This window comes from Micromonospora sp. NPDC049274 (assembly GCF_040678875.1).
In the GTDB taxonomy this organism is placed as follows: Bacteria; Actinomycetota; Actinomycetes; order Mycobacteriales; family Micromonosporaceae; genus Micromonospora.
This window is the reverse complement of record NZ_JBFAQS010000001.1, coordinates 183727-205255: the sequence shown is the minus strand read 5'-3', so window position 1 is coordinate 205255 and position 21529 is coordinate 183727. Positions and strand designations below refer to the sequence as shown.

15 protein-coding genes are annotated in these 21529 nt (G+C 73.3%); 3 read left to right on the top strand and 12 right to left on the bottom strand.

The features are described from left to right. Positions 1–75: 75 nt before the first annotated feature. Positions 76–4962, top strand: a complete 4887-nt coding sequence (locus AB0K10_RS00965) for a permease (RefSeq protein WP_363678628.1) — start codon at positions 76–78, stop codon at positions 4960–4962. A 134-nt stretch (positions 4963–5096) separates the two neighbouring features. On the opposite strand, the gene purE is transcribed toward AB0K10_RS00965, so the two are convergent. The 7 genes from purE to mca form a co-directional block, all read right to left on the bottom strand. Continuing rightward, entirely contained in the window at positions 5097–5588 is a 492-nt protein-coding gene (purE, locus tag AB0K10_RS00960; RefSeq protein WP_363678626.1) for a 5-(carboxyamino)imidazole ribonucleotide mutase, read from the bottom strand. Positions 5589–5620: 32 nt separating this feature from the next. Continuing rightward, positions 5621–6796 (bottom strand): 5-(carboxyamino)imidazole ribonucleotide synthase, encoded by a 1176-nt coding sequence (locus tag AB0K10_RS00955; RefSeq protein WP_363678624.1) that lies wholly within the window; start codon positions 6794–6796, stop codon positions 5621–5623. Positions 6797–6914: 118 nt separating this feature from the next. Continuing rightward, on the bottom strand, positions 6915–8951 hold the full coding sequence (locus tag AB0K10_RS00950; RefSeq protein ID WP_363678622.1) for a thioredoxin domain-containing protein: 2037 nt from the start codon (positions 8949–8951) through the stop codon (positions 6915–6917). 80 nt (positions 8952–9031) lie between these two features. Continuing rightward, a complete protein-coding gene (locus tag AB0K10_RS00945) occupies positions 9032–9916 on the bottom strand; it encodes a hypothetical protein (RefSeq protein WP_363678620.1) in 885 nt (294 codons plus the stop codon). A 172-nt stretch (positions 9917–10088) separates the two neighbouring features. Continuing rightward, the gene (locus tag AB0K10_RS00940; protein WP_363679550.1) at positions 10089–12569 is read right to left on the bottom strand and encodes a bifunctional diguanylate cyclase/phosphodiesterase; all 2481 of its coding nucleotides are present in this window, start codon (positions 12567–12569) and stop codon (positions 10089–10091) included. Positions 12570–12799: 230 nt separating this feature from the next. Then, the gene (locus AB0K10_RS00935) at positions 12800–13093 is read right to left on the bottom strand and encodes a hypothetical protein (RefSeq protein ID WP_363678618.1); all 294 of its coding nucleotides are present in this window, start codon (positions 13091–13093) and stop codon (positions 12800–12802) included. Between the two features lie 50 nt (positions 13094–13143). Further along, on the bottom strand, positions 13144–14025 hold the full coding sequence (gene mca / locus AB0K10_RS00930) for a mycothiol conjugate amidase Mca (RefSeq protein WP_363678616.1): 882 nt from the start codon (positions 14023–14025) through the stop codon (positions 13144–13146). 199 nt (positions 14026–14224) lie between these two features. Between mca and AB0K10_RS00925 the strand changes: the two genes are divergently transcribed. Together AB0K10_RS00925 and greA are read left to right on the top strand one after the other, a co-directional pair. Then, positions 14225–14665, top strand: coding sequence for a DUF4307 domain-containing protein (locus AB0K10_RS00925; RefSeq protein WP_363678614.1), 441 nt, complete (start codon positions 14225–14227; stop codon positions 14663–14665). A 167-nt stretch (positions 14666–14832) separates the two neighbouring features. Then, positions 14833–15330 carry a transcription elongation factor GreA gene (greA, locus tag AB0K10_RS00920; protein WP_266248993.1) on the top strand — a complete coding sequence of 166 codons (498 nt, stop codon included), beginning with the start codon at positions 14833–14835 and terminating at the stop codon, positions 15328–15330. A gap of 111 nt (positions 15331–15441) precedes the next feature. On the opposite strand, the gene ilvA is transcribed toward greA, so the two are convergent. The 5 genes from ilvA to AB0K10_RS00895 form a co-directional block, all read right to left on the bottom strand. Continuing rightward, positions 15442–16662: a threonine ammonia-lyase gene (ilvA, locus tag AB0K10_RS00915; protein ID WP_363678612.1), complete on the bottom strand. Its 1221-nt coding sequence runs from the start codon at positions 16660–16662 to the stop codon at positions 15442–15444. A gap of 123 nt (positions 16663–16785) precedes the next feature. Further along, a complete protein-coding gene (locus tag AB0K10_RS00910) occupies positions 16786–17697 on the bottom strand; it encodes a DUF4328 domain-containing protein (RefSeq protein ID WP_363678610.1) in 912 nt (303 codons plus the stop codon). Positions 17698–17743: 46 nt separating this feature from the next. Continuing rightward, positions 17744–19153: an amidase gene (locus AB0K10_RS00905; RefSeq protein WP_363678608.1), complete on the bottom strand. Its 1410-nt coding sequence runs from the start codon at positions 19151–19153 to the stop codon at positions 17744–17746. Between the two features lie 12 nt (positions 19154–19165). Continuing rightward, positions 19166–20308, bottom strand: a complete 1143-nt coding sequence (locus AB0K10_RS00900) for a cystathionine gamma-synthase (RefSeq protein ID WP_363678606.1) — start codon at positions 20306–20308, stop codon at positions 19166–19168. A 112-nt stretch (positions 20309–20420) separates the two neighbouring features. Further along, positions 20421–21470 carry a WD40 repeat domain-containing protein gene (locus tag AB0K10_RS00895; protein ID WP_363678604.1) on the bottom strand — a complete coding sequence of 350 codons (1050 nt, stop codon included), beginning with the start codon at positions 21468–21470 and terminating at the stop codon, positions 20421–20423. Positions 21471–21529: the final 59 nt, after the last annotated feature.

Here is a 21529-nt window from a genome sequence, read left to right as displayed (position 1 = left end):
GACAAGTGTCGAAATCCGCGCCAGCTTTGGGCATGCTGCGACAGTGGGAGTCCACAGTGCGGGTGGAGGGGTGTCGTGGCGACCTTTCAATGCTCCTCGTGCGGCCGGGAGATCAAGCCGGCCGTGCGCTGCCCGCACTGCGGGGCTGACCAACCGCAGTGGCGTGACCACCTGGCGGACATCGAGCGCTCGATCGCGGAGATGAAGGCGCGCGACGCCGCCATCGCCAGCGAGCAACGGCAGATCGCCGCCAAGATGCAGGCCGCGCTCTTCCAGCGGGACATCCTCGCCCACGCCGGTGAGGAGCGGACCAAGCAGGCCACACGGCCCCGCCGGGTGCTGCGCCGCCGCCCCGGTCGCCGCCCGCCGACGGCCACCGCCGGCGCGCCGCCCCGGGTTCCACGCCAGGGCACCCCGCCCGCACCGGAGGATCCGCCGCCGGCGTCCTGGCGGGACGCCGAGGACCCCGAGCATCCCCCGGAGGCGTCCTCCCGGGAGGTGCAGAACATCCCACTCGGGCTGGGCGCGCTGCTGCTCGCCGTGGCCGCGGTGGTCTTCGCCGCGGTGGCGACCAGCTCGATGGACGCGCTGGCCCGCCTCGGCGTCCTGCTGGTCGCCACGGTGCTGATGCTGCTCGCGCCCCCGGCGCTGGCCCGGCGCGGGCTCACGTCCACCGCGGAGACGATCTCGGCGGTGGGCCTGCTGCTCGTGCCGCTGGCCGGGTACGCGCTGTGGGCGGTGGACCGGATCACCGACGACGGCACCTCCGGCGCCGTGTTCGCCGGGTTGATCTTCGGAGCTTCCGCTGCCGTGTCCGTCGGGTACGCCGCCTGGACGGGGCTGCGCACACCCCGCTTCGCGACGGTGGTCGCCGCGCAGCCGGTGCTGCCGCTGCTGGCGTACGACCGGATCACCGGGCCGGGCGGCTGGGCGCTGGTGCTGACCCTGGTGGCCCTCCTCGACCTGTGGCTGGCCCGCTCCCCGCTCGTGGTGGAGCGTCCCGTCCGCCACGACCTGCCCGGCCCGACCAACCCGTCGGTGGCGCCCCGGCAACGCGACGCCGAGGCCCGACCGGAGGCCGACCCGGAGGAGGCCGGCGAGCTGATCGACGCCGGGACGGGCGCCGTCGACGCCCGGCCCGCCCGTCCGGTCCCCGGGCTGCGCGAGCTGACCTGGTCGCTGCACGCGGTGGCCGTCGCGGTCGCCCTGGCGTACGCGGTCACCGCCCTGCTGCGGGCGCAGACCGTGCCGACGGCCACCGGCGCCGGGCTGGTGCTCCTGCTGGCCGCCGCCGTCGGGCTGGCCGGCGCGCTGGTGCTGCGCCGCCCACCGCTGCCGGACGTGGCGGCCGGCATCGTGACCCTGGCCGTGATCGGCGCGTTCGGCCGGATCGCCTCGGTGGCGCTGCCCGGCCAGGCGTTGCTGCTGATCGCGGCGGTGATCACGGTGACCGGGCTGGCGGTGCGCGCGATCCCCGAGACCGCCCGACGCGGCCCGCAGATCGCCTCGGCGGTCGCGCTCACCGTCAGCGGCCTGGTGGTCGCCGGAGGCGCACTGCGCGCCGGGGTCGCCCCGGTCCGGGCCGCGCTACCCGCGTGGAGCGCTGACCTCGACGGGTACGCCGCCGAACTGGCCGCCGCCGTCGGCCCGACCACGTGGCAACTCGCCGCCGCGGCGTTCCTGCTCACCATCGCCGCGGTGCTGGCCCTGCCGCCGGAGATCCGCCGCGAGTTCGCTGTCGCCGGGGCCGCGCTGACCGCGCTCGCCGTACCGGCGTCGTTCGGCCTCGGCTGGGCGTCGGCGCCCTGGCCGATGGTGGTCACCGCGATCGGCATCGGGGTGATCGGCCTCTCCGCGCGTACCACCCGGGCCGCGCTGGCCCACGCCGTCGGCGCCGCCGTGGTGGGCCTGTTCGGCGCGGGCGCCGGCCTGTCCCGTCCCGGGCTCACGGCCGCGGTCCTGCTCACCCTCTTCGCGGCCGGCGCGCTGGTAACGCTCGCCCCCCGGGTCCGGATCGCGTCGGCCGCCTCCGACACCGTCACGGACTGGGCCGCCGGAGGCGCGGCCTTCGCGCTGCCCGGGGCGGTGGCTGCCTTCGTGGCCGCCACCATGCCCGTCGATCCGACCCCCACCCCGGCCAGCCTCCGCGAGGCGACCGTCCCGGTGCTGGCGGCGAGCTTCCTGGCCGTCTGTGTGACCCTCGGGTACGCCGCAATGGTGCAGGTCTCCCAGCGGCGCATCCCGGCGCCGCTATCGGTCGGCACCGGGCTGGGGGCGCTGGTCGTCACCGCCGCCGCCTTCGGCGCACCCGGCGCGACGGTCGCCGACGCCTGGGTCGGTGCGCTGCTGCTGGTCGCCGCGGTGCTGCTCTTCCTGGCCCCGTCCATCGACGCCGGCCGCCGCTCCGACCTCACCCTGGACGGCTCGGACCTGGCCGCCGCGGCGGTCACCACCGCCCTGATCGCCACGATGGTGCGGATCGCCGCGGTCCTCGCCCCGGGTGGGCAACTGGCGGTGGCCGCCGGCCTGGTCCTGGTGGTGGCCGTGGGCGCCCGCGCGATGCCCGAGGAGTGGCGACGCGGCCCGATCCTCGGCATCGCCGTTGGCGGCGTGCTCATCGGGGTCCTCGCCGGCTGGACGGCGCTGCGTGGAGGGGTCGGTGTGCTCGCCACCCCCGGACCGATCTGGGACGGCGACCTGAGCGGCTGGCCGGCCGCGCCGACCGGCGGCGCGACCTGGCAGGCGCCGATCGCGCTGGTGCTGCTGGCCATCGCCGCCGGCGTCCTGCTCCCGCCGCCCTGGCGGTGGGACGCGTCCGGGGTGGCCGTGGTGCTCGCCACGATCGGCGCGCCGGCCGCGTTCAACCTGCCCTGGTGGTCGCCGGTGCTCGTCGGGGCCATGGTCGCCACCGTCTACGGCATGGCGGCGGTGGCCAGCGAGGAGGCCCGGGCCGGGCTGTCCCGGGCCACCGTGGCCGGGGTGGTCGCGCTGCACGGGGCCGGCGCCGGCCTGGTTCGCCCGTGGACCACCGCGCTGGCGTTGGGCAGCATCGCGCTGATCGGCATCGTCGTGGCCACGCTGGCGCGCGTCCTGGCCCGGCCGCAGGTGACCGACCTGGAGACCGAGGGCATGCCTCCGCACCTCGTGCAGATCGGTGGCGCGGCTGCCGGCGCCGCGCTGCTCGCGCTGCCCGGTGCGGTGGCGGCGCTGGCCGTCGAGTTCCAGCACTCGGCACAGGTGGTGCTGACCGCCGCGCTTGCCGCGTCCAGCCTCGGTCTGGCCGGCGTTGCCGCCGTACGCCGGCAGGTTCCGCAGTACCTGCCCTGGGTCAGCGTGGCCGTGGTCGGCGGCGCCAGCATCAGCGCCCTCGCCGCCATCCCCACCGGCCTCCCCGCCGGGGTCTACGCGGCCGCCGCCGCCCTGCTCGGCGTCCTCGCCGAGCTGATCCGCGCGGCGACCGTACCGCCCACCGGTTCCGCCCAGCCGGTCCGCCGCTGGGCGGTGCTCCTCGACGGTGCGCTGCGGCGACTGCCGGACGACCCGGACCGGCGACGGTGGCGGGTCAGCCCCTCCGCCGGCGCGCTCGCGGCCGCCGCGCTGCCGACCGCCCTGGCGGTCGCGTCGATCACGCCCGCCCTGATCGTCGCCCTCGTCGAGCCGCATCGCACGTTGAGCCGCATCTGGCAGGGCCCACCGCCGGAGCTGCTCACCCCGCCGCCGGACGTGGTCAACCCGACCCACGTGCTGACGGCGCTGCTGCTCACCGCGACGGCGGCCCTGGCCGCCACCGGGTTCAGTGGCGGCCGGCGGTCCCGTGCCGTACCTGTGGTGCTGCCCGGCGCCGCCGTCACGCTGCTGATCGCGCCCACCGCGCTGGGCCGGGGTTGGCCCGCGAGCACCGTCGCCGCCCTGTCCGTCTTCACCATCGCGATGCTCGGGCTCGCGCTGACGTCACCGCCGCCGCTCGTCGAGCCGGCCCGCTCCCTGCGGCTGGCCCGAGTGCTCGTGTTCGCCATCGGTCTGGCCGGCGGCAGCGCCGGCCTGTCCGGCAGTCTGGCCGCGCGGGACCTGACCCTGTTCACCCTCGGCAGCGCCGTCGGCGTGGGCGCTGTCGCGGCGCTGTTCGGCGTCACACAGCGGGCACGCATCCTCGGCTGGCTCTTCGCGTCGCTGATGGCTCAGCTCTTCGTGCTCACCGCAGGTCTGGTCGCCGGGCTGGCGGCGGTCTGGTCCGCGTTCGGCGTGCTCGCGGTCGGCGCCGTCCTCCAGGTGCTCGCCGCGACACTGCCCCGGCTGCGCCGCCCCGAGGCGCAACGCGAGGCATCCACTGTGGAGTGGACCGGATACGCGGCGGCCCTGATCGCGCTGGCGCTCGCCTTCGACTCCCCCCGGCACATCGCCGCCCTGCTCGCCGCCTGGGGAGCGGTCCTCGGCGTGGCGGCGACCCGACCCGGCCGACGGCCCGTGGAACGCCGGATCCTCTTCTGGGCGGTGGTGTTCTGCGAGATCACCGCCTGGTGGATCCTGATGCGCGTCGCCGACGTGGCGCTGCCCGAGGCCTACACGCTGCCGTTCGCCGCGCTGGCCCTGCTGGTCGGCGTTCTCGAACTGCGCCACCGACCGGATCTGAGCAGTTGGGTGGCGTACGGGCCGGCGCTTGTCGCCGCGTTCGTGCCGACGCTGGCGATCGTGCTGGCCACCGATACCAGCACGCTGCGGCAGATGCTGCTGCTGCTCGGCGCGGTGGCGGTGCTGATCTTCGGCTCGTCGAGCCGGCAGCAGGCCCCGGTGATCGTCGGCGCGTCGGTCACCGCGATCGCCGCGATCCACGCACTGTTCAGCCTCGGCCCGTGGCTGGCGCTGATCCCCGTCGGGCTCCTGCTGCTCGTCCTCGGAGCCAGCAACGAGCGCCGCCGCCGCGCCCAGGAACGCCTCCAGACCGCGCTACGCGGCATGAGGTGAAACCGGAGGGTCACGGCAGGCTGGGCGAGATGAAAACGGAGGGTCACGGCAGGCTGCGCGAGTGGGGACGGTGAGTGGGCCGGGCTCGCGGTGCCGTCACGGGTGCGTGGGTCCGGCCCGTGGGTGGGGCTGGGTCAGGGCAGGGTGGCCTGGAGGGCCGCGTCCTTGCTCTTGATGAGCTGTTCCAGCTCCTGCTGGTAGGTCGCCATCCGGGCGCGCAGGGTCTCGTCGGAGGCGCCGAGGATCCGGACGGCCAGCAGGCCGGCGTTGCGGGCGTTGCCGATCGACACGGTGGCCACCGGAATTCCCGCCGGCATCTGCACGATGGACAGCAGCGAGTCCATGCCGTCGAGGTGCTTCAGTGGCACCGGCACGCCGATCACCGGCAGCGGGGTCACCGAGGCGACCATGCCCGGCAGGGCAGCCGCGCCACCGGCACCTGCGATGATCACCTTGAGGCCACGGTCGACGGCGTCGCGACCGTAGTCGATCATCGCGACCGGGGTCCGGTGTGCCGAGATGACCCGCACCTCGTAGGACACCTCGAAGTCGTCGAGCACCTCGGCGGCGGCCCGCATGGTCGGCCAGTCCGAGTCGCTGCCCATGATCAGCCCAACCGTGCTCACTGCGGCCCTCTCGTCGTTTTCGAAACCGTGGCTCACTCGTGCCCCGCGCGCAGCCAGCGTGCAGCTCGCGCGGCGCGCGCCCGTACGTCGTCCAGGTCGTCGCCGAGCACCGTGACGTGCCCGATCTTGCGGCCGGGGCGTACCTGCTTGCCGTAGAGGTGCACCTTGGCGCCCGGCTCGGCGGCGAAGAGGTGGTGCAGCCGCTCGTCGATCGAGATGCCGCCCGGCTCACCGCCGAGGACGTTCGCCATCACGACCACCGGCGCGGTCAGCGCGGTGTCACCCATCGGATAGTCCAGCACCGCCCGCAGGTGCTGCTCGAACTGGGAGGTACGAGCGCCCTCGATGGTCCAGTGCCCCGAGTTGTGCGGTCGCATGGCCAGCTCGTTGACCACGATCGCCGGTCGACCCGAGTCGTCGCGCACCTCGAACAGCTCCACGGCGAGCAGGCCGATCACGCCGAGCGCGGTGGCCAGGTCGATGGCGAGCTGCTGGGCGGTGACGGCCAGCTCCTCGTCCAGGCCGGGCGCCGGGGCCAGCACCTCGACGTTGATGCCGTCACGCTGGACCGTCTCGACGACCGGGTACGCGGCCACCTGCCCGAAGGGCGAGCGGGCCACCTGCACGGCGAGCTCGCGACGCAGCGGCACCCGCTCCTCGACGATCAGCCGGGTGCCGCCGGCGAGCAGCGTGGTCGCCAGCTCGGCGGCCTGGGCGGCGTCGTCCACCATCCAGACGCCCCGACCGTCGTAGCCGCCCCGGGCCGCCTTGAGCACCACCGGCCAGCCGACCTGCTCGCCGAAGCCGACCAGGTCGGCGGGCTCACCGACCGGCCGCCACGCCGGGTTGGGCGCGCCCAGCTCGGTGAGGCGTTCCCGCATGACCTGCTTGTCCTGGGCGTGCAGCAGCGCGTCCGCCGGCGGGTACAGGGTCACCCCCTCGGCCGCCAGGGTGCGGATGTGCTCGGACGGCACGTGCTCGTGGTCGAAGGTGACCACGTCACAGCCCTTGGCGAAGGTGCGCAGGGCGGCCAGGTCGGTGTGGTCGCCGTACTGGACGTCGGCGGCGACCAGGGCCGCGCCGTCGTCGGGGGCGCTCGCGAGCACACGCAGTGACTGGCCGAGGGCGATCGCGGCCTGGTGGGTCATCCGGGCCAACTGGCCGCCGCCCACCATGCCGACAACGGGGAGACCGGTACGGGAATCCATAGCGCGGCCAGCCTATCCGGGCGGCCGACGTGGCGATCCGGAGGGCCGGTGACCCACCTCGGTAGCGCCGGACGGGCCGCCCGGATGGGCGATGCCGGCGACTACCGGGCGCTACGGCCTAACCCAGCTCGGCGACCAGGTCGTCGACCGAGGTGACGGGTCGCCGGCAGACGAAACCCCGGCAGACGTACGCGGCGGAGCGTCCGTCGACAAGCGGCCGGTCGGCGAGCAACGGCACTCCGGGCTGGTCCGGGCGACCGGCGACCACCACCGCTCCGGGCGGGGCGTGCCGCCGCGCCGCGGCCACCAGCGGGTCGCCGGCCGGGTCGTCGGTCGCCACAGCGATCTCGTACGGCCCGGAGAGCAGCGCCTCACCGACCATGGCGGCGTACCCGGCGAAGCGGGCGTGCCGCCCGACGATGGGCGCCACGGTGGCGAGCGCGGTCTCGGCGGCCTCGCGGTAGCGCGTCTCCCCGGTCAGCGCGGCGTACGACACGAGGCCGGCCATCAGGGCGGACCGACCCGACGGGGTGGCGTTGTCGGTCGGATCGGCCGGCCGGGCCACCAACTGCTCCGCGTCGTCGGCCGTGTCGTAGTAGGCGCCCCCTGGCGCGGCGAAGTGCTCCAGCGCGGTGTCCAGCAGATGACCGGCAAGCGTGAGCCAGCGACCCTCGCCGGTGAACTGGTGCATGGCGCAGAACGCCTCGGCCACGCAGCCGTAGTCCTCCAGCACCCCGGCCGGCTGACCGACCCTGCCGTCGCGCGAGACCCGCCGCAGTCGGCCGTCGACCAGGTGCACGGTGGCCAGGTGCTCGGCGGCGTCGCGCATCGCGCCGTCGGCGACGATGGTGACGCCCTCCATCAGGTTGGCGTCCTCGTCCTTCGGCGACGCGTACAGCGCGGCGACCTGGAGGAACTCGGCGATCGCGGTGATCGCCAGCCCGTTCCAGGCGGCCACCACCTTGTCGTCGCGGGCCGGCTGGGGTCGCGTGTCGCGGGTCGCGAGCAACTGGCCGACCACCCGCTGCCAGCGGGCCCGGACCTCGGGCGCGACGTCGTCGACGTCCCGGGCGAGCCGCAGCACGCTCGTCCCGTGCTCGAAGGTGCCCTCGTCGGTGACGGTGAACAGGTCGGCGGCGAAGCGGCCGTCGTCCTCCCCGAGCGCCTCGACGAGCTGGGCGGGTGTCCACGCGTAGGTGAGCCCCTCGACGCCCTCGGTGTCGGCGTCCAGCGCGGACGCGAAGCCCTCCCCAGGCCGGTGCAGCTCGTCGGCGAGGAACCGGGCCGTGTCCCGGGCGACCCGGCGGGCCAGCGGGTCGCCGGTCAGCCGCCAGAGCTGCGTGTAGACGCGCAGCAGCAGCGCGTTGTCGTAGAGCATCTTCTCGAAGTGCGGCACCGTCCAGTGCGCGTCCACCGAGTAGCGGGCGAAGCCGCCGGCGAGCTGGTCGTAGATGCCGCCCCGCGCCATCGCCTCGGCGGTGTGCCGGACGATCTCCAGGCTGCGCGGGTCGCCGGTGCGCTGGTGGTGGCGCAGCAGGAAGAGCAGGTTCATGTGCGGCGGAAACTTCGGCGCGCCCCCGAACCCGCCGTTCGTCTCGTCGTACCCACTGGCGAGGTTGCCGGCCGCGGCATCGAGCAACGGGCCGTCCAGTGGGGCGGTGGGGCCGCCCACGGCCTGCGCGCCGCCGATCGCCTCGACCACGGCGGCGCCCTGGCGCAGCACTTCCGCGCGCTGGTCCTTCCAGGCGGTGGTGACCGACTGGAGCAACCGGGTGAAGTTGGCGCGCGGGAAGTAGGTGCCGCAGAAGAACGGGGTGCCGTCCGGGGTGGCGAAGACAGTCATCGGCCAGCCGCCCTGACCGGTCATCGCCTGGGTGGCGGTCATGTAGACGGCGTCGACGTCCGGGCGCTCCTCACGGTCCACCTTGATCGACACGAAGTTGTCGTTGAGCAGGGCGCCGACCTGCTCGTTCTCGAACGACTCGTGCGCCATGACATGGCACCAGTGGCAGGCCGCGTAGCCCACCGAGATGAGCACCGGAACGTCACGCCGCTTCGCCTCGGCGAACGCCTCGTCGCACCACGGCCACCAGTCGACCGGGTTGTCGGCGTGCTGGAGCAGGTACGGGCTGGTGGAGTCGGCGAGTCGGTTCACCCGACGACCATAACCATCACCGCCCGGCCGCGCCGGGCGGTCACCCGGCCCGGGCCACGCGGGCCCCGGCCGGGCGCGCCTCAGCCTCGCCGCACCGCCACCCGCGCGGTGGTCTCATCGCTGACGAAGACGTTGTACGTGGTGTCGTAGGAACTGGCGTTCGCCGAGACCTCGACGTCGCCCTTGCGGAACGGGGTTTCGCTGAACGACTGCGAACTCGACGTCCAGGCGATCGGGGCGCCCGGTGTGCAGGCAACTTCCGCCCGGACGATGCCCTTGGCGCGTCTGCCGGGCCACGTCTGGGTCAGGCCACCCTCGACGTAGACGGTGGCGGGCGCGGTACAGGTGACAGTGCCGCCGACCGTCACCTCGCCGGTCGCGGTGTCGATGGTGCCCGCGCGGGCCACGGCCACGCCGACGGCGAGCACCGGCGGCGCGGGCGGGTTGGCCACGTGCACCTCGCCCCGGGCCGAGCCCGTTGAGTAGTTGCAGCGCTGCTCGAACGTGGCGTCGAACCGCTCCAGATATCCGTGCGGGCCCCAGGAGATGTCGGTGACGGTGAAGGAGCCGGTCTGCCCGTACGGACAGATCCGGTCGTGACCGGCCAGTGCGATGCCGGGCAGCGGGCTCTCGTAGAGGTACTCGGTGGCGCCGGTGTAGGTGCCCACGGTCAGCGGCTGGCCGACCGGCGCGCTCAGATCGAGCATCCAGGGCCCGGCGGGCGGATCGAAGACCTGGACGGTGAGGTGGTTCTCGGTGCCCCAGACGTTGAATCCGTCGCCCGCGGCGGTGGAGAACGACACGCCGTCGCCCTGGCTGATCGGATCGTCCGCGTCGCCGGTGACCGTCAGCGAGGCGGACTCGGGCGCGGCCTGTGCGGGTGACGTGACCGCCAGGGCGCCGAGCGTCGCGGCGGTCAGCGCGAGCGCCGCCGCGAGCACGGGGCGTTTCCGGAAGAGTCGCATGCTGCCCCTTCGGCAGATGGATGGGAGGGCCCCGCAGCCTGGTAGATCCACGAGGCTCAATCGACTGTAGAGCCTTCCGCGGCGATCGAATGCCCCGTCCGACCTCCACCATCGAGCACGGAAGGCGGGTGAGGCCGCGCGAGCGTTCCGGAGGCGCTGCTGGCGCGGTCGGTCAGGAGGCGCCGTCGGCGCGCAGGCGGAAGACGTTCGACTCGGCCGAATCGCGCAGCGATCCGAGCACCGCACCGATCTTGTCCGCCGGCATCGGCTTGAAGAAGTGGTAGCCCTGCGCGGACGTGCAGCCGAGCTCAGCCAGGGCCAGTCGCTGCTCGGCCGTCTCCACGCCCTCGGCGACCACCCGCAGCCCCAGCTCATGGGCGAGCCCCACGGTGGTCCGGACGATGGCCGCGGCCTCCGGAGAGTCGGCCATCCGGATCACGAACGAGCGGTCCACCTTCAACTCGTCCACGGCGATCCGGGTGAGGAAGGTCAACGAGGAGAAACCGGTGCCGAAGTCGTCCACCGCGAGCTGCACACCCATCGACCGGAGCTTGGCGAGCACCTCGTCGATGATCTCCAGCTCGCTCATCACCACCGTCTCGGTGATCTCCAGGACCAGCCGGTGCGGTGGCACCTGGTGTCGACGCAGCGCGTCGGCGATCTCCGCCGGCAGCCGCGGGTCGAGCAGGCTGCGCGCCGAGAGGTTGACCGAGATCGGGACGTCCAGCCCCTCGCGGGCCCAGCCGGCGGCCACGCCGAGCGCCTTGTCCAGCACGTAGCGGGTGAACGTGCCGAGTTGCTCGCTGTTCTCCACCGGGCGGATGAAGTCGGCCGGGCTCAGCCAGCCGCGCCGGGGATGCTGCCAGCGGATCAACGCCTCCACACCGGTGGGTGCGCCGGTGGCCAGGTCGACCGCCGGCTGCAACGCCAGCACCAACTGGTCGTCAACCTTCAGCGCCTCACGCAGCTCGGCCAGCAGAGCCAACTGGTCGGTGCTGGCCGCGTCCCGGGTGCTGTCGTACGCGGCGACGCTGCCGCCGCCCTCCTTGGCCTGGTACATCGCGATGTCCGCGCGGCGCAGCAGCTCGGTCAGGTCGGCGGTGCCGGCGTCGGCGACCACCACCCCCACGGAGACCTCGATGGACATCCGCACCCCGGCCACCTCGGTCGGTGCGGCCAGTCGCTCGGCGATCTCACGAGCCTGCCGCAGCGCGTGCGCCATCGGCGCGGCCCGATCGCCGAGCACGGGGACCGAGGTGAGCAGCAGCGCGAACTCGTCGCCTCCGAGCCGGCCGAGCAGGTCACCGGGCCGGGCCAGCGCGCTGAGCCGGTTGGCGGTGAGTCGCAGCAACTGGTCGCCGGCCGCGTGCCCGAGAGTGTCGTTGACTTCCTTGAACTGGTTGATGTCGAGCAGCAGCAGCGCCACCGGGTGATCGTGGGCGAGCTGCCGCAGCGACTGGTCGCCCTTGCCGAGCATCGCCGTGCGGTTCGCCAGACCGGTGAGCGGGTCGTGCACCGCCTCGTACGACGATCGGGCGGTGACCAGCCGCAGTTCACGATGGGTCGCGGCATCGTGGAGCGCCGCTGCGAGCGCGTCGCCGAACGCCGCCACCGCGTCCCGTTCCCTCATCGCGGGTGGAGCGGAGCGGGGGAACCGGACCCGTAGTTGGCCGACCGGAGCGGCGCCCACCGACAGGGGCCGCACCAACTCGTACTCGTCGGGCTCGGACCGGTCCGGAGGGCTCACCTCCCGGTCGAGCAGCTGACCGCCGGCGTCCCCCCGGTAGCGGCGCCACCTGCCGTCGGCCCGGGCCACGTCCACGTCCACCAGTTCGGCGTTGAACAGCGCCAGCGCGCCGGTCACCGCCGCGCTGGCCACGCCCCGCTCGTCGAGCTGGTTGAGGGCCGCGGTGGCCTCGGCGAAGGCACGCCACGTACGGCGTTCCTGGTCCGCGCGCAGCCGGTAGCGGTAGGTCTGTTGCAGCAGCCAGAGCAACGGCGGGAGCAGCAGCAACCAGCGCGGATCCAACTCCAGCAACGCGATCACGACCAGGCCGACCGCCACGTTACCCACGAACATCAGCAGCTTGCTGCGCAGCGCGGCGAGCAGCGGCGGCCCGATGGGCAGCCCGTGTCGCAGCCCCAGCGTCACCCCACCGAGCCATGCGGTCACCAGGAGGTAGGTCACCGAACCGGCGATCACGGCCAGCGCCAACATCGGTGTCGGCGCGGTGAGCAGTGGGTGCCCCAGGGCGGTGGTCACGGACACGGCCAGCGCCGACGCGGCAGTCAGCGACGCGGCGATCCGGACGATCTCCAGCGGCGGACGGCGGTCACTGTGCAGCGACAGCGCCGTCCAGGCCAGCCCGGTGCCGAGCAGTGTGGCCGACGGCAGCCAGCCGGCCGGCGCGAGATAGAGGCAGACGATCAGGGCCGCCTCGCCCCAGGTGATGCTGACCATCCCGGCGGAACTGCGGAAGCGGAGCCGGGCGAGCTGGGCCACGGCGAGGACGGCTACGGCGATGCCGAAGCGGGCCGGACCACCGAGAGGATCGTCGGACGGCAGCCCGGTCGGAAGGGTCAGACCGACCACGGCGGCGACGAGAGCCGTCACCGTCACCGCAGCCGTCAGCACGAGCAGCCGGGCAGGCATGCCGTGGACCCCGAGCCGGTCGAACGGGTCGCCGGCCGGGCCGGAGGTCATCGACCTCCCCCGTCAGCCGACCGACCGACGGTACGGCGGGCGGCCGGTGCTGTGACAGTCATCGGCGCCCCCTTCCGCGCACGGCTCGGGGACTTTTGGTCCCCCCGGCGGAAGGCTAAGCCAAACCGGGTGGTCGCAACAGGGGTCCACCACCCGGTTCGGCGTGAATCATGCCCGGACTACCCGTTCCGCTGCTGCTCGTGCCCGTTGGGAGCGGGCGTGGATGAATCATGCGCGCTGATCCCGTCTGTCGGATCGACGACTGAAGCGTCGGTCCTGGTCGCATCGACCGACCGCCCCGGCTGGGGGAACCGGTCGGGCAGACGCCGCAGTCGGGCGTTCATGTTGCGGATCAGCAGGATGGTCGCGGCGGCCAACAGCAGGATGAGGAAGAGGCCCATCGGCCCGGCCAGGCCACCCGTGCGGGTGTCCCCGAAGTTGTTCTCCGCGAGCACCTGTGCAGCGGTCAGCATGGCGTTCCTCCGATGTGCGATTACCTACCACAGTAGCCCCCGGCCGGGTATCAGCCGGCGTGCGCCGTCTCCCGCACTCCGGCGAAGAGGTCGGACTCGGGCAGCGGGCTGTCCACCACGGTGCGCGCCAGCTCGAAATCCTCCGTCGGCCACGCACGCTGCTGGAGCTCCATGGGCACGTGGAACCAGAAGCCGTCCGGGTCGACCTGGGTGGCGTGGGCGCGCAACGCGTCGTCACGGACGGGGAAGTATTCGGCGCAGTCCACCCGGGTGGTGATGCGAGGGCCCTTGTCCGGACGCTCGTCCCAGCGCTTGAGCCACTCCTCGTACGGCGACTCACCGCCGGTGGCGAGCATGGCCTCGTGCAGGGCCATGATCTTGGCCTTGGAGAAGCCGATGTCGTAGTAGAGCTTCAGCGGCTGCCAGGGAGCGCCCAGCTCCGGGTAGCGCTCCGGGTCACCGGCGGCCTCGAACGCGGCCACGCTCACCCTGTGGCACATGATGTGATCCGGGTGCGGGTAGCCACCCTCCTCGTCGTACGTGGTCACCACGTGCGGGCGGAACTCACGCATCAGGCGCACCAGGGGGCCGGCCGCCACCTCGACGTCCTGGAGGGCGAAGCAGCCCTCCGGCAGCGGCGGCAGCGGGTCGCCCTCGGGCAGGCCGGAGTCGACGAACCCGAGCCAGGCCTGGTCGACGCCGAGGATCGCCCGGGCGGCGTCCATCTCGGCGCGCCGGATGTCCGCGATGTTGGCCCAGACGTCGGGCCGGTCGAGCTTGGGGTTGAGCACGCTGCCGCGCTCACCGCCGGTGCACGTCACCACCAGCACGTCCACCCCCTGGGCGACGTACTTCGCCATCGTCGCCGCACCCTTGCTCGACTCGTCGTCCGGGTGCGCGTGGACGGCCATGAGACGCAGCTGCTCTGCCAACTTCGGCGCTCCTCGTCTGTGCCGGACGGTAGACCCGACCGGGCTCGACCGGCTGACCTGCCGGGACCCTCCGCACCCCGCCGCCGGTCGGCACCACGGGGGCCCGACCTGCCATTCCTGCCGTTTGGCCGGGCTGGGAGGATGGACTCCTGCCATTCTTGCCGATGCCGCCGACAACAACGCCAGGAGATACCCGCCGGTGACCGAGACGCACGCCACAATTTCACCGGGCGCGCCGGTTTTTCCGGCCGGGCGCTACGGCCGACGCCGGGCACCCGGCGGAGGCCGCCGCCGTACGCTGCTGGCCGCGCTGGTGCTCCTGGTGCTGGTGGCGGTGCTGAGCCTGATCTCGTTGCGGCTCTACCGGCAGTACGGCGACCCGGTCTACGACGCCCAGGTGATCACGTACACCGACATCACGGACAGTCAGGTGGTTGTCGACTTCCGGGTGACCGTGCCGCCGGGCGGATCGGCGGTCTGTGTGCTGCGCGCCCGGGACCGCGCCGGCGTCGAGGTGGCCCGTACGGAGATCACGGTGACCGCCGCACCCGGCGACCGGCACGTCACCACCCGGCACCGGCTGAGCACCTCCGCCCGTCCGTTCATCGGCGAGGTGCTGCGCTGCCGGCCTCCCACCTGAACTGCGGATACGCGGCCCCGCAGCGCCCTCGGACAACCCGCACCGGCGGGTCTACCGCCCGTGCCGGATCCGGACACCGGCGGTGATCGCCGACACGCTGTGTCGTACCGCACTGGTAACTTGGTAGTTCACCTGTCAGCCAGCACGCACAACTGAGGAGAACGCCTGTGTCCACTGGCAACGAGGCGCCCGCCACCTGGCTGTCCCAGGACGCGTACGACCGCCTCCAGGCCGAGCTCGACGAGCACATCGCCAACCGTCCGGCGATCGCAGCCGAGATCAACGCCCGCCGCGAGGAGGGCGACCTGCGCGAGAACGGTGGCTACCACGCCGCCCGCGAGGAGCAGGGCAAGGCCGAGGGTCGCATCCGCTACCTGCAGGAGCTGCTGCGCACCGCCAAGGTCGGCGAGGCCCCGACGGCCGACGCGGTGTCGCCCGGCATGGTCGTGACGATCTACTTCGACGACGACGCCGACGACACCGAGACCTTCCTGCTCGGCTCGCGGGAGATCGCCGCCACCACCGACCTCACCGTCTACAGCCCCGAGTCGGCACTCGGCAAGGCGATCCTGGGTGGTCGCGCCGGGCAGACCTGCACCTACACGGCCCCGAGCGGCGCCGACATCAAGGTGACAGTGGTCAGCTTCGAGCCGTTCTCCGGCTGAGAGCCACGCGGCCCCGCACCACCGTCGCCGATCCCACCGGGCACCAGCGCCCCGAGGGCGCCTGAGCGCCGACCGAGGCGTACCGCCGCCGAGGTGTGACACACGTTGGTGTCACGCCTCGGCGGCGAAGACCACCTGGTAACCACTGGCGCGCAGCGCGCTGATCAGCGTGTCGGAGTGCTCCACGCCGCGCGTCTCCACCGACAGGGCCACCTCCACCTCGCCGAGGCTCAGGTGCGGGTTGGCCCGCTGGTGTTCCACGTCCACCACGTTGGCGCGGTGCTCGGCGATCTGGCTCAGCAACGAGGCGAGCTGGCCGGGCCGGTCGGAGCACCGCACCGTTACCCGCAGGTATCGTCCGGCGGCCGCCAGACCGTGCTCGATCACCCGCAGCATCAGCAGGGGGTCGATGTTGCCACCGGAGAGCACCGCGACCACTGGCGTCTCCACCTCCACCACCCCGGCCAGCAGCGCCGCGACGCCTACCGCTCCGGCCGGCTCGACGACCTGCTTGCCGCGTTCCAGGAGCATCAGCAGGGCACGCGAGATGTCCTCCTCGGTGACCGTGACGATCTCGTCGACGAGCTTGCGGACGTGGTTGAAGGTGATCTCCCCCGGCCGCCCGACCGCGATTCCGTCCGCGATGGTGGCGAACGCGGGCAGCCGGACCGGTTCCCCGGCCACCAGGGAGGGCGGGAAGGCCGCCGCGCCGGCCGCCTGCACACCGATGATGCGTACGTCCGGCCGCAGTGCCTTGGCGGCCACCGCCATGCCCGAGATCAGGCCGCCACCGCCCACGCCGGTGATGATCGTCCGCACGTCCGGGCACTGTTCGAGGATCTCCAACGCCACCGTGCCCTGCCCCGCGATCACGTCCGGGTGGTCGAACGGGTGGATGAGCACCGCGCCGGTGCGCTCGGCGTACGTCTGCGCCGCCACCAGCGACTCGTCCACCGTGTTGCCGGCCAGCTCGACCTGCGCGCCGTACCCCTTGGTGGCGGCGACCTTCGGCAGTGGCGCGTTGACCGGCATGAAGACAGTCGCGTGCGTGCCGACCAGGCCGGCGGCGAGAGCCACACCCTGCGCGTGGTTACCGGCGCTCGCCGCGACCACGCCGCGTTCGCGCTCGGCCGCCGAGAGCCGGGAGATCCGCACGTACGCGCCCCGCACCTTGTACGAGCCGGCGCGCTGCACGTTCTCGCACTTGAGCCAGGTCGGTCCGCCCAGTGCCGCGCTCAGTGGCCGGGAGGGCTCCAGCGGGGTGGTCCGGACGACGTCGGCGAGTAGTTTCCGCGCAGCCCGTACGTCGTCGAGGCCGACCAGTTCCGTCATGCCCCGATCGTGCCACCCGGCCATGGTGCCCCCTGCGGCGACACCGGGTTGATCCACTCGACATCCCCGACGTCGCGGTATCGACCGTGCCCCGACACCGCAACATCGCCGACCTGAAGTGGATCACGCAGTGGGCGCGTCCGACGCCGGCTGCGCCGGGGCTGGGGCCGGGGCCGCCGGGGCCGGGGCCGGGGCCGGGGCGGCGGGAAACGCCGGAACCGCCGGGGCCGCCGGCCACGCCTGGGCCGGCCACACCGGGGCGGTCGGCCACACCGGGGCGGCACGGGCGATCCGGGCCTCCTGTGCGGCGGAGATCCGGTGGATCAGCAGGATCAGCGTGACCGCGGAGACCGCGCAGGCCACCGCCGGCAGGGCGTTGCGGAGCAGGGAGTCGCCGTAGTAGTCGACGTACGCCTGGTAGCCGGCGTCGGTGAACGGGGTCTCCGGCAGCCTGTCGTACGCCTTCTCGTCGGCGCGACTGGTCAGCCGCCCGCCGACGCTGAACACCAGCCAGGCGCACCACCAGACGACCACGAGGGTCGGCGTGAACCGCCGCCAGAGGCTGTCCCTCGCCACGCCCGCCACCACACGGGCCGGCACCACGAAGTTCGCGAAGGGCACCAGCCAGCCGGCGATCGCCCAGCCGGCCCCGAGCGTCGGCAGCGCGCCAGGGAAGGCGTCGGTGTTCTTCCGCGCCCGCCACGTCCAAATGATCACCAGCACGGCGGCGGTAAGGTGCGCCACCACCATGGGCAGCGCCAACAGCCCTCCGACGACGGCAGCGCCGAGCAGCAGGTCCGTGTCGTCGTTGGCCATGGCCTGCCGGGCCATCACGATCCCGATCAGCGGGGACAACGACACCACCAGGTAGAACACGGCGGTCGCGCCCACGGCGACGTTTGCGGCCAGGCCGATCCCACGGACGCGGTAGGTCGGCAACCCCGGCGTGACGGCGGGCTGCCCCAGCGGTGTGTAGCAGCGCTGGCAGTCGTTGTGCTCGGTGGACGTGGCGTCCCCGCAGGTCTGGCAGCGCATGGGTGTCCTTCGGGTCCGCGCGACGGTGCGCGCACACGTTAGACGATCATGCGACGGCCGGCGACCCCGTGCCGACGAGGGGGTAACCGGGGGCGTGCCGCGGCCACGGGGCGGCCATCTCGAACTGACCGGCCACGCCGAGCAGCAGCAGTTCCGAGCCGGGCGGGCCGACGATCTGCACGGCGACCGGCAGGCCGTCCGGTCGACGGCCCACCGGCACCACGATCGCCGGCAGGCCGGCCATGTTCCACGGCGCGGCGTACGGGGCGTACCGGATGTTGGCCGACATGTTCGCCCGCCAGGACCGCTCGGACCAGCGTCCGGCCTCCGGCGGCGCGCTGGCCAGCGCGGGGGTGAGCAGCAGGTCGACGGAGTGGTCGGTGAAGAAGTCGACCGACCGCTGCCGCCAGGCGGCCCGGTCGGCCTCCCGGACGTAGCCTCTGCGCTGCGCCCACTCGCCCAGCGCGACGTGCCGCCGGGTACGGCGCTGCAGGCCACGGCGGTCCAGCCCGGCGGCCCGGACGTCGGCGGCGGCAGCGGCGAACCAGGTCGCGATGCCCTGCAGGCCCAGGGCCGTGGGGTAGACCGGATCGGCCGGCACGGTGTCGTGCCCCGCGGCGGCGAGCAGCCGGCCGGCGGTGGCCACGGCGTCCCGGTTCGGCGCGTCCGGGGAGACGCCGCGCACCGGCGAGCGCAGTGAGACGCCCACCCGCAGCCGCTGCGGCGGGACCAGCTTCTCCGCTCGCCGGCCGGCGAGCACCGAGAAGCCGACCGCCGCGTCCGCGACGGTGCTGGTGAGCATTCCGTGCTCGGTGAGGCCGAACCAGTCGTCCGCGCCGAGCTGGCAGGGCACCACGCCCCGACCGGGCTTGAGACCGACCAGGCCGCAGCAGGCGGCCGGGATGCGGATCGAGCCGAGCCCGTCGTTGGCGTGCGCGATCGGCACCAGTCCGGCGGCGACCGCGGCGGCGGCGCCGCCCGAGGAGCCACCGGGGGTACGCGTGTTGTCCCACGGGTTGCGGGTGACCGCGCTGTCGTCGTCGGTGAGCGCCCACAGCCCCAGCTCCGGCATGCGGGTGACCCCGAGGATCACCGCGCCGGCGCCGCGCAGCCGGCGGACCACCTCGTGGTCGGCCTCCGCGACGTCGGTGCGTACGGCCGCCGACCCGTTCCAGGTGGGCAGCCCGGCGACCGGGGTGTTCTCCTTGACCGCCACCGGCACCCCGGCCAGGGGGAGGTTGGCAAGGTCCTCCTGCTCGTCGACCTTCTCGGCCTCGGTGATCGCCTCGCCGCCACGAACGGCGCGGAACGCGGCAAGCTCGCGGTCGGCCGAGGCGATGTACTCCAGGTGGTCGGCGACGACCTGGGTGGCCGAGACGTCACCCCGGCGTACGCCCCGGGCGATCTGCTTGGCGGTCGCCCCGACCCAGGTCGCCATGATGTCCTGCACGGCCATCCTCCCCAGCGGTCAGCCGAGCGCCTGCTCCAGATCGGCGAGCAGGTCGTCGACCGTCTCGATGCCGACAGACAGTCGCACGAGATCGCCGGGAACTTCAAGCGGCGAGCCGGCAGCACTTGCGTGTGTCATGCGGCCGGGGTGTTCGATCAGGGATTCCACGCCGCCCAGCGACTCGGCGAGCACGAAGAGCGTCGTCCGGTTGCAGATCTCCACGGCGTGGTCCTCGCCGCCGGCGGCCCGGAACGAGATCATGCCGCCGAAGCGGCGCATCTGCTTGGCGGCGACCTCGTGACCGGGGTGCGAGGGGAGCCCGGGGTAGAGCACCTCGGCCACCTTGGCGTGCCCGTCGAGGTACGCGGCGAGCCGCTCGGCGTTGTCGCAGTGCCGATCCATCCGTACGCCGAGAGTCTTGATGCCGCGCAGCGTGAGCCAGGCGTCGAACGGGCCGTTGATCGCGCCCATCGCGTTCTGGTGGTAGCGCAGTTCCTCGCCGAGCGCGGCGTCGGCGACGACGAGCGCGCCGCCCACCACGTCGGAGTGCCCGCCGATGTACTTGGTGGTGGAGTGCACCACCACGTCCGCGCCGTACGCGATCGGCTGCTGCAGGTACGGCGAGGCGAAGGTGTTGTCGACCACCAGCAGCGCGCCGGCGTCGTGCGCCACACCGGCCAGGGCGGCGATGTCGGCGATGCCGAGCAGCGGGTTCGTCGGCGTCTCCACCCAGATGATCTTCGTCCGGCCGGGCTGCACGGCGGCCCGGACCGCGGCCACGTCGGAGACCTTGGCCGGGCTGAACTCCAGGCCCCAGCGCTGGGCCACCCGGGCGAAGAGCCGGTAGGTGCCCCCGTACGCGTCGTCCGGGATGATCACGTGGTCGCCCGGCTGGCAGACGGCCCGCAGCAGGGTGTCCTCCGCGGCCAGCCCGCTGGCGAAGGCGAGGCCCACTGGCCCGCCCTCCAGCGCGGCCAGGCACTCCTGAAGGGCGTCGCGGGTCGGGTTGCCGGAGCGGCTGTACTCGTAGCCGAGCCGGGGCGCGCCGACGGCGTCCTGCGCGTACGTGCTGGTCTGGTAGATCGGCGGGATCACCGCGCCGGTGCGGGCCTCAGGGTCCTGACCGGCGTGGATGGCGAGCGTCTCGAAGCCGTGACTCATTCTGGTGAGGCTAGTGCCCCGACGGAGAGGGCTGGAACGGAACCCGCGCTCCGGGCGGGGCCGGACCGTCTGGCCCGGCCCCGCACACGCCGACGATCCGCCGGCGAGCCGGTCAGCCGGCCGGAACGGGCAGGACGTGCAGGGTGACCGGGCGGACCCCGGTCCAGTCGTAGGACACCGCGTAGACCCGGGCTCCGTTGGGCGCCCAGGCCAGCGCGCCCGGACTGAGCTCGTCGTTCAGCTCGAAGTGGGCCAACTCGGTGCCGTCGACCCGAAAGAGGAACACGTCCGGGTCATAGGAGGCGTCCGCTCCGCCGGCGATCTTGGTGCCGTCGCGGGACACCTCGACGGCGCTCGGGTACGCACCGGTGTCGTAGGTCGCCGACGGGGTGCTGATGTCGGCGAACGGGAACGCCTGCACCTTGTACGGGGAGCCGGAAGCGGTGAAGACGGTGGTGCCGGTGGGGTCGAGCGCGACGTCCCGCAGGTTGCTGCCGACCGCCATGAAGTCGTTCTCCCGGGGCGCGCTCAGTGCGCCCCCGGCGCCGATCGTGTACGCGTACACCGACGCGGGGCTCAACCCGGGCTGCCCGGCCAGCAACACCGAACGGTTCTGACTGGCGGCGGTCAGCAGCGGGGCGTCGTAGAAGTCCTGGCCGGTGGCCACCCCGGTGGTCACCAGGGCCGGCTGGCGTCCCAGATCGATCCGGCCGATGTTGCCGCCCCACTGGTCACAGCCGTAGCCGAACCACAGGTAGCGCCCTGTCAACGCGAGCGACGACGGGCACTCCCCCTCGCCGGTGTCGTACCGGGCCGACTCGACAAGCGACCCGGTGTTGAAGGCGGCGATGGCGTTGGCGCTCGGCAGCGCCACGTAGAGGGTCTGCCGATCGGCGCTGAGCAGCAGGTCGGTGGGGCCGGGCAGGCCGGACAGGGTGCCGACCACCGCACCCGTCGCGTTGGCCACCACGACGTCGGTCGAGGAACGGCCTCCACTGACGAAGACCCGGTCACCGGCGGACACCACGTCGGACACCGCCGGCAACGACAGCGGGGTGGCAGTCGGCGCGGCGACTGCCTGGGCGGCTCCCGGGATCGCGGCGGTGAGCAGCCCGGCGGTCAGGACCGCCATCGCCAGGGTCGTGCCTCTTCTGATGCGCAAGGTGCGTCCTTCCCCCCAATTGATTCAGACCCGTAAATGACTACCACAGTCGATGGATG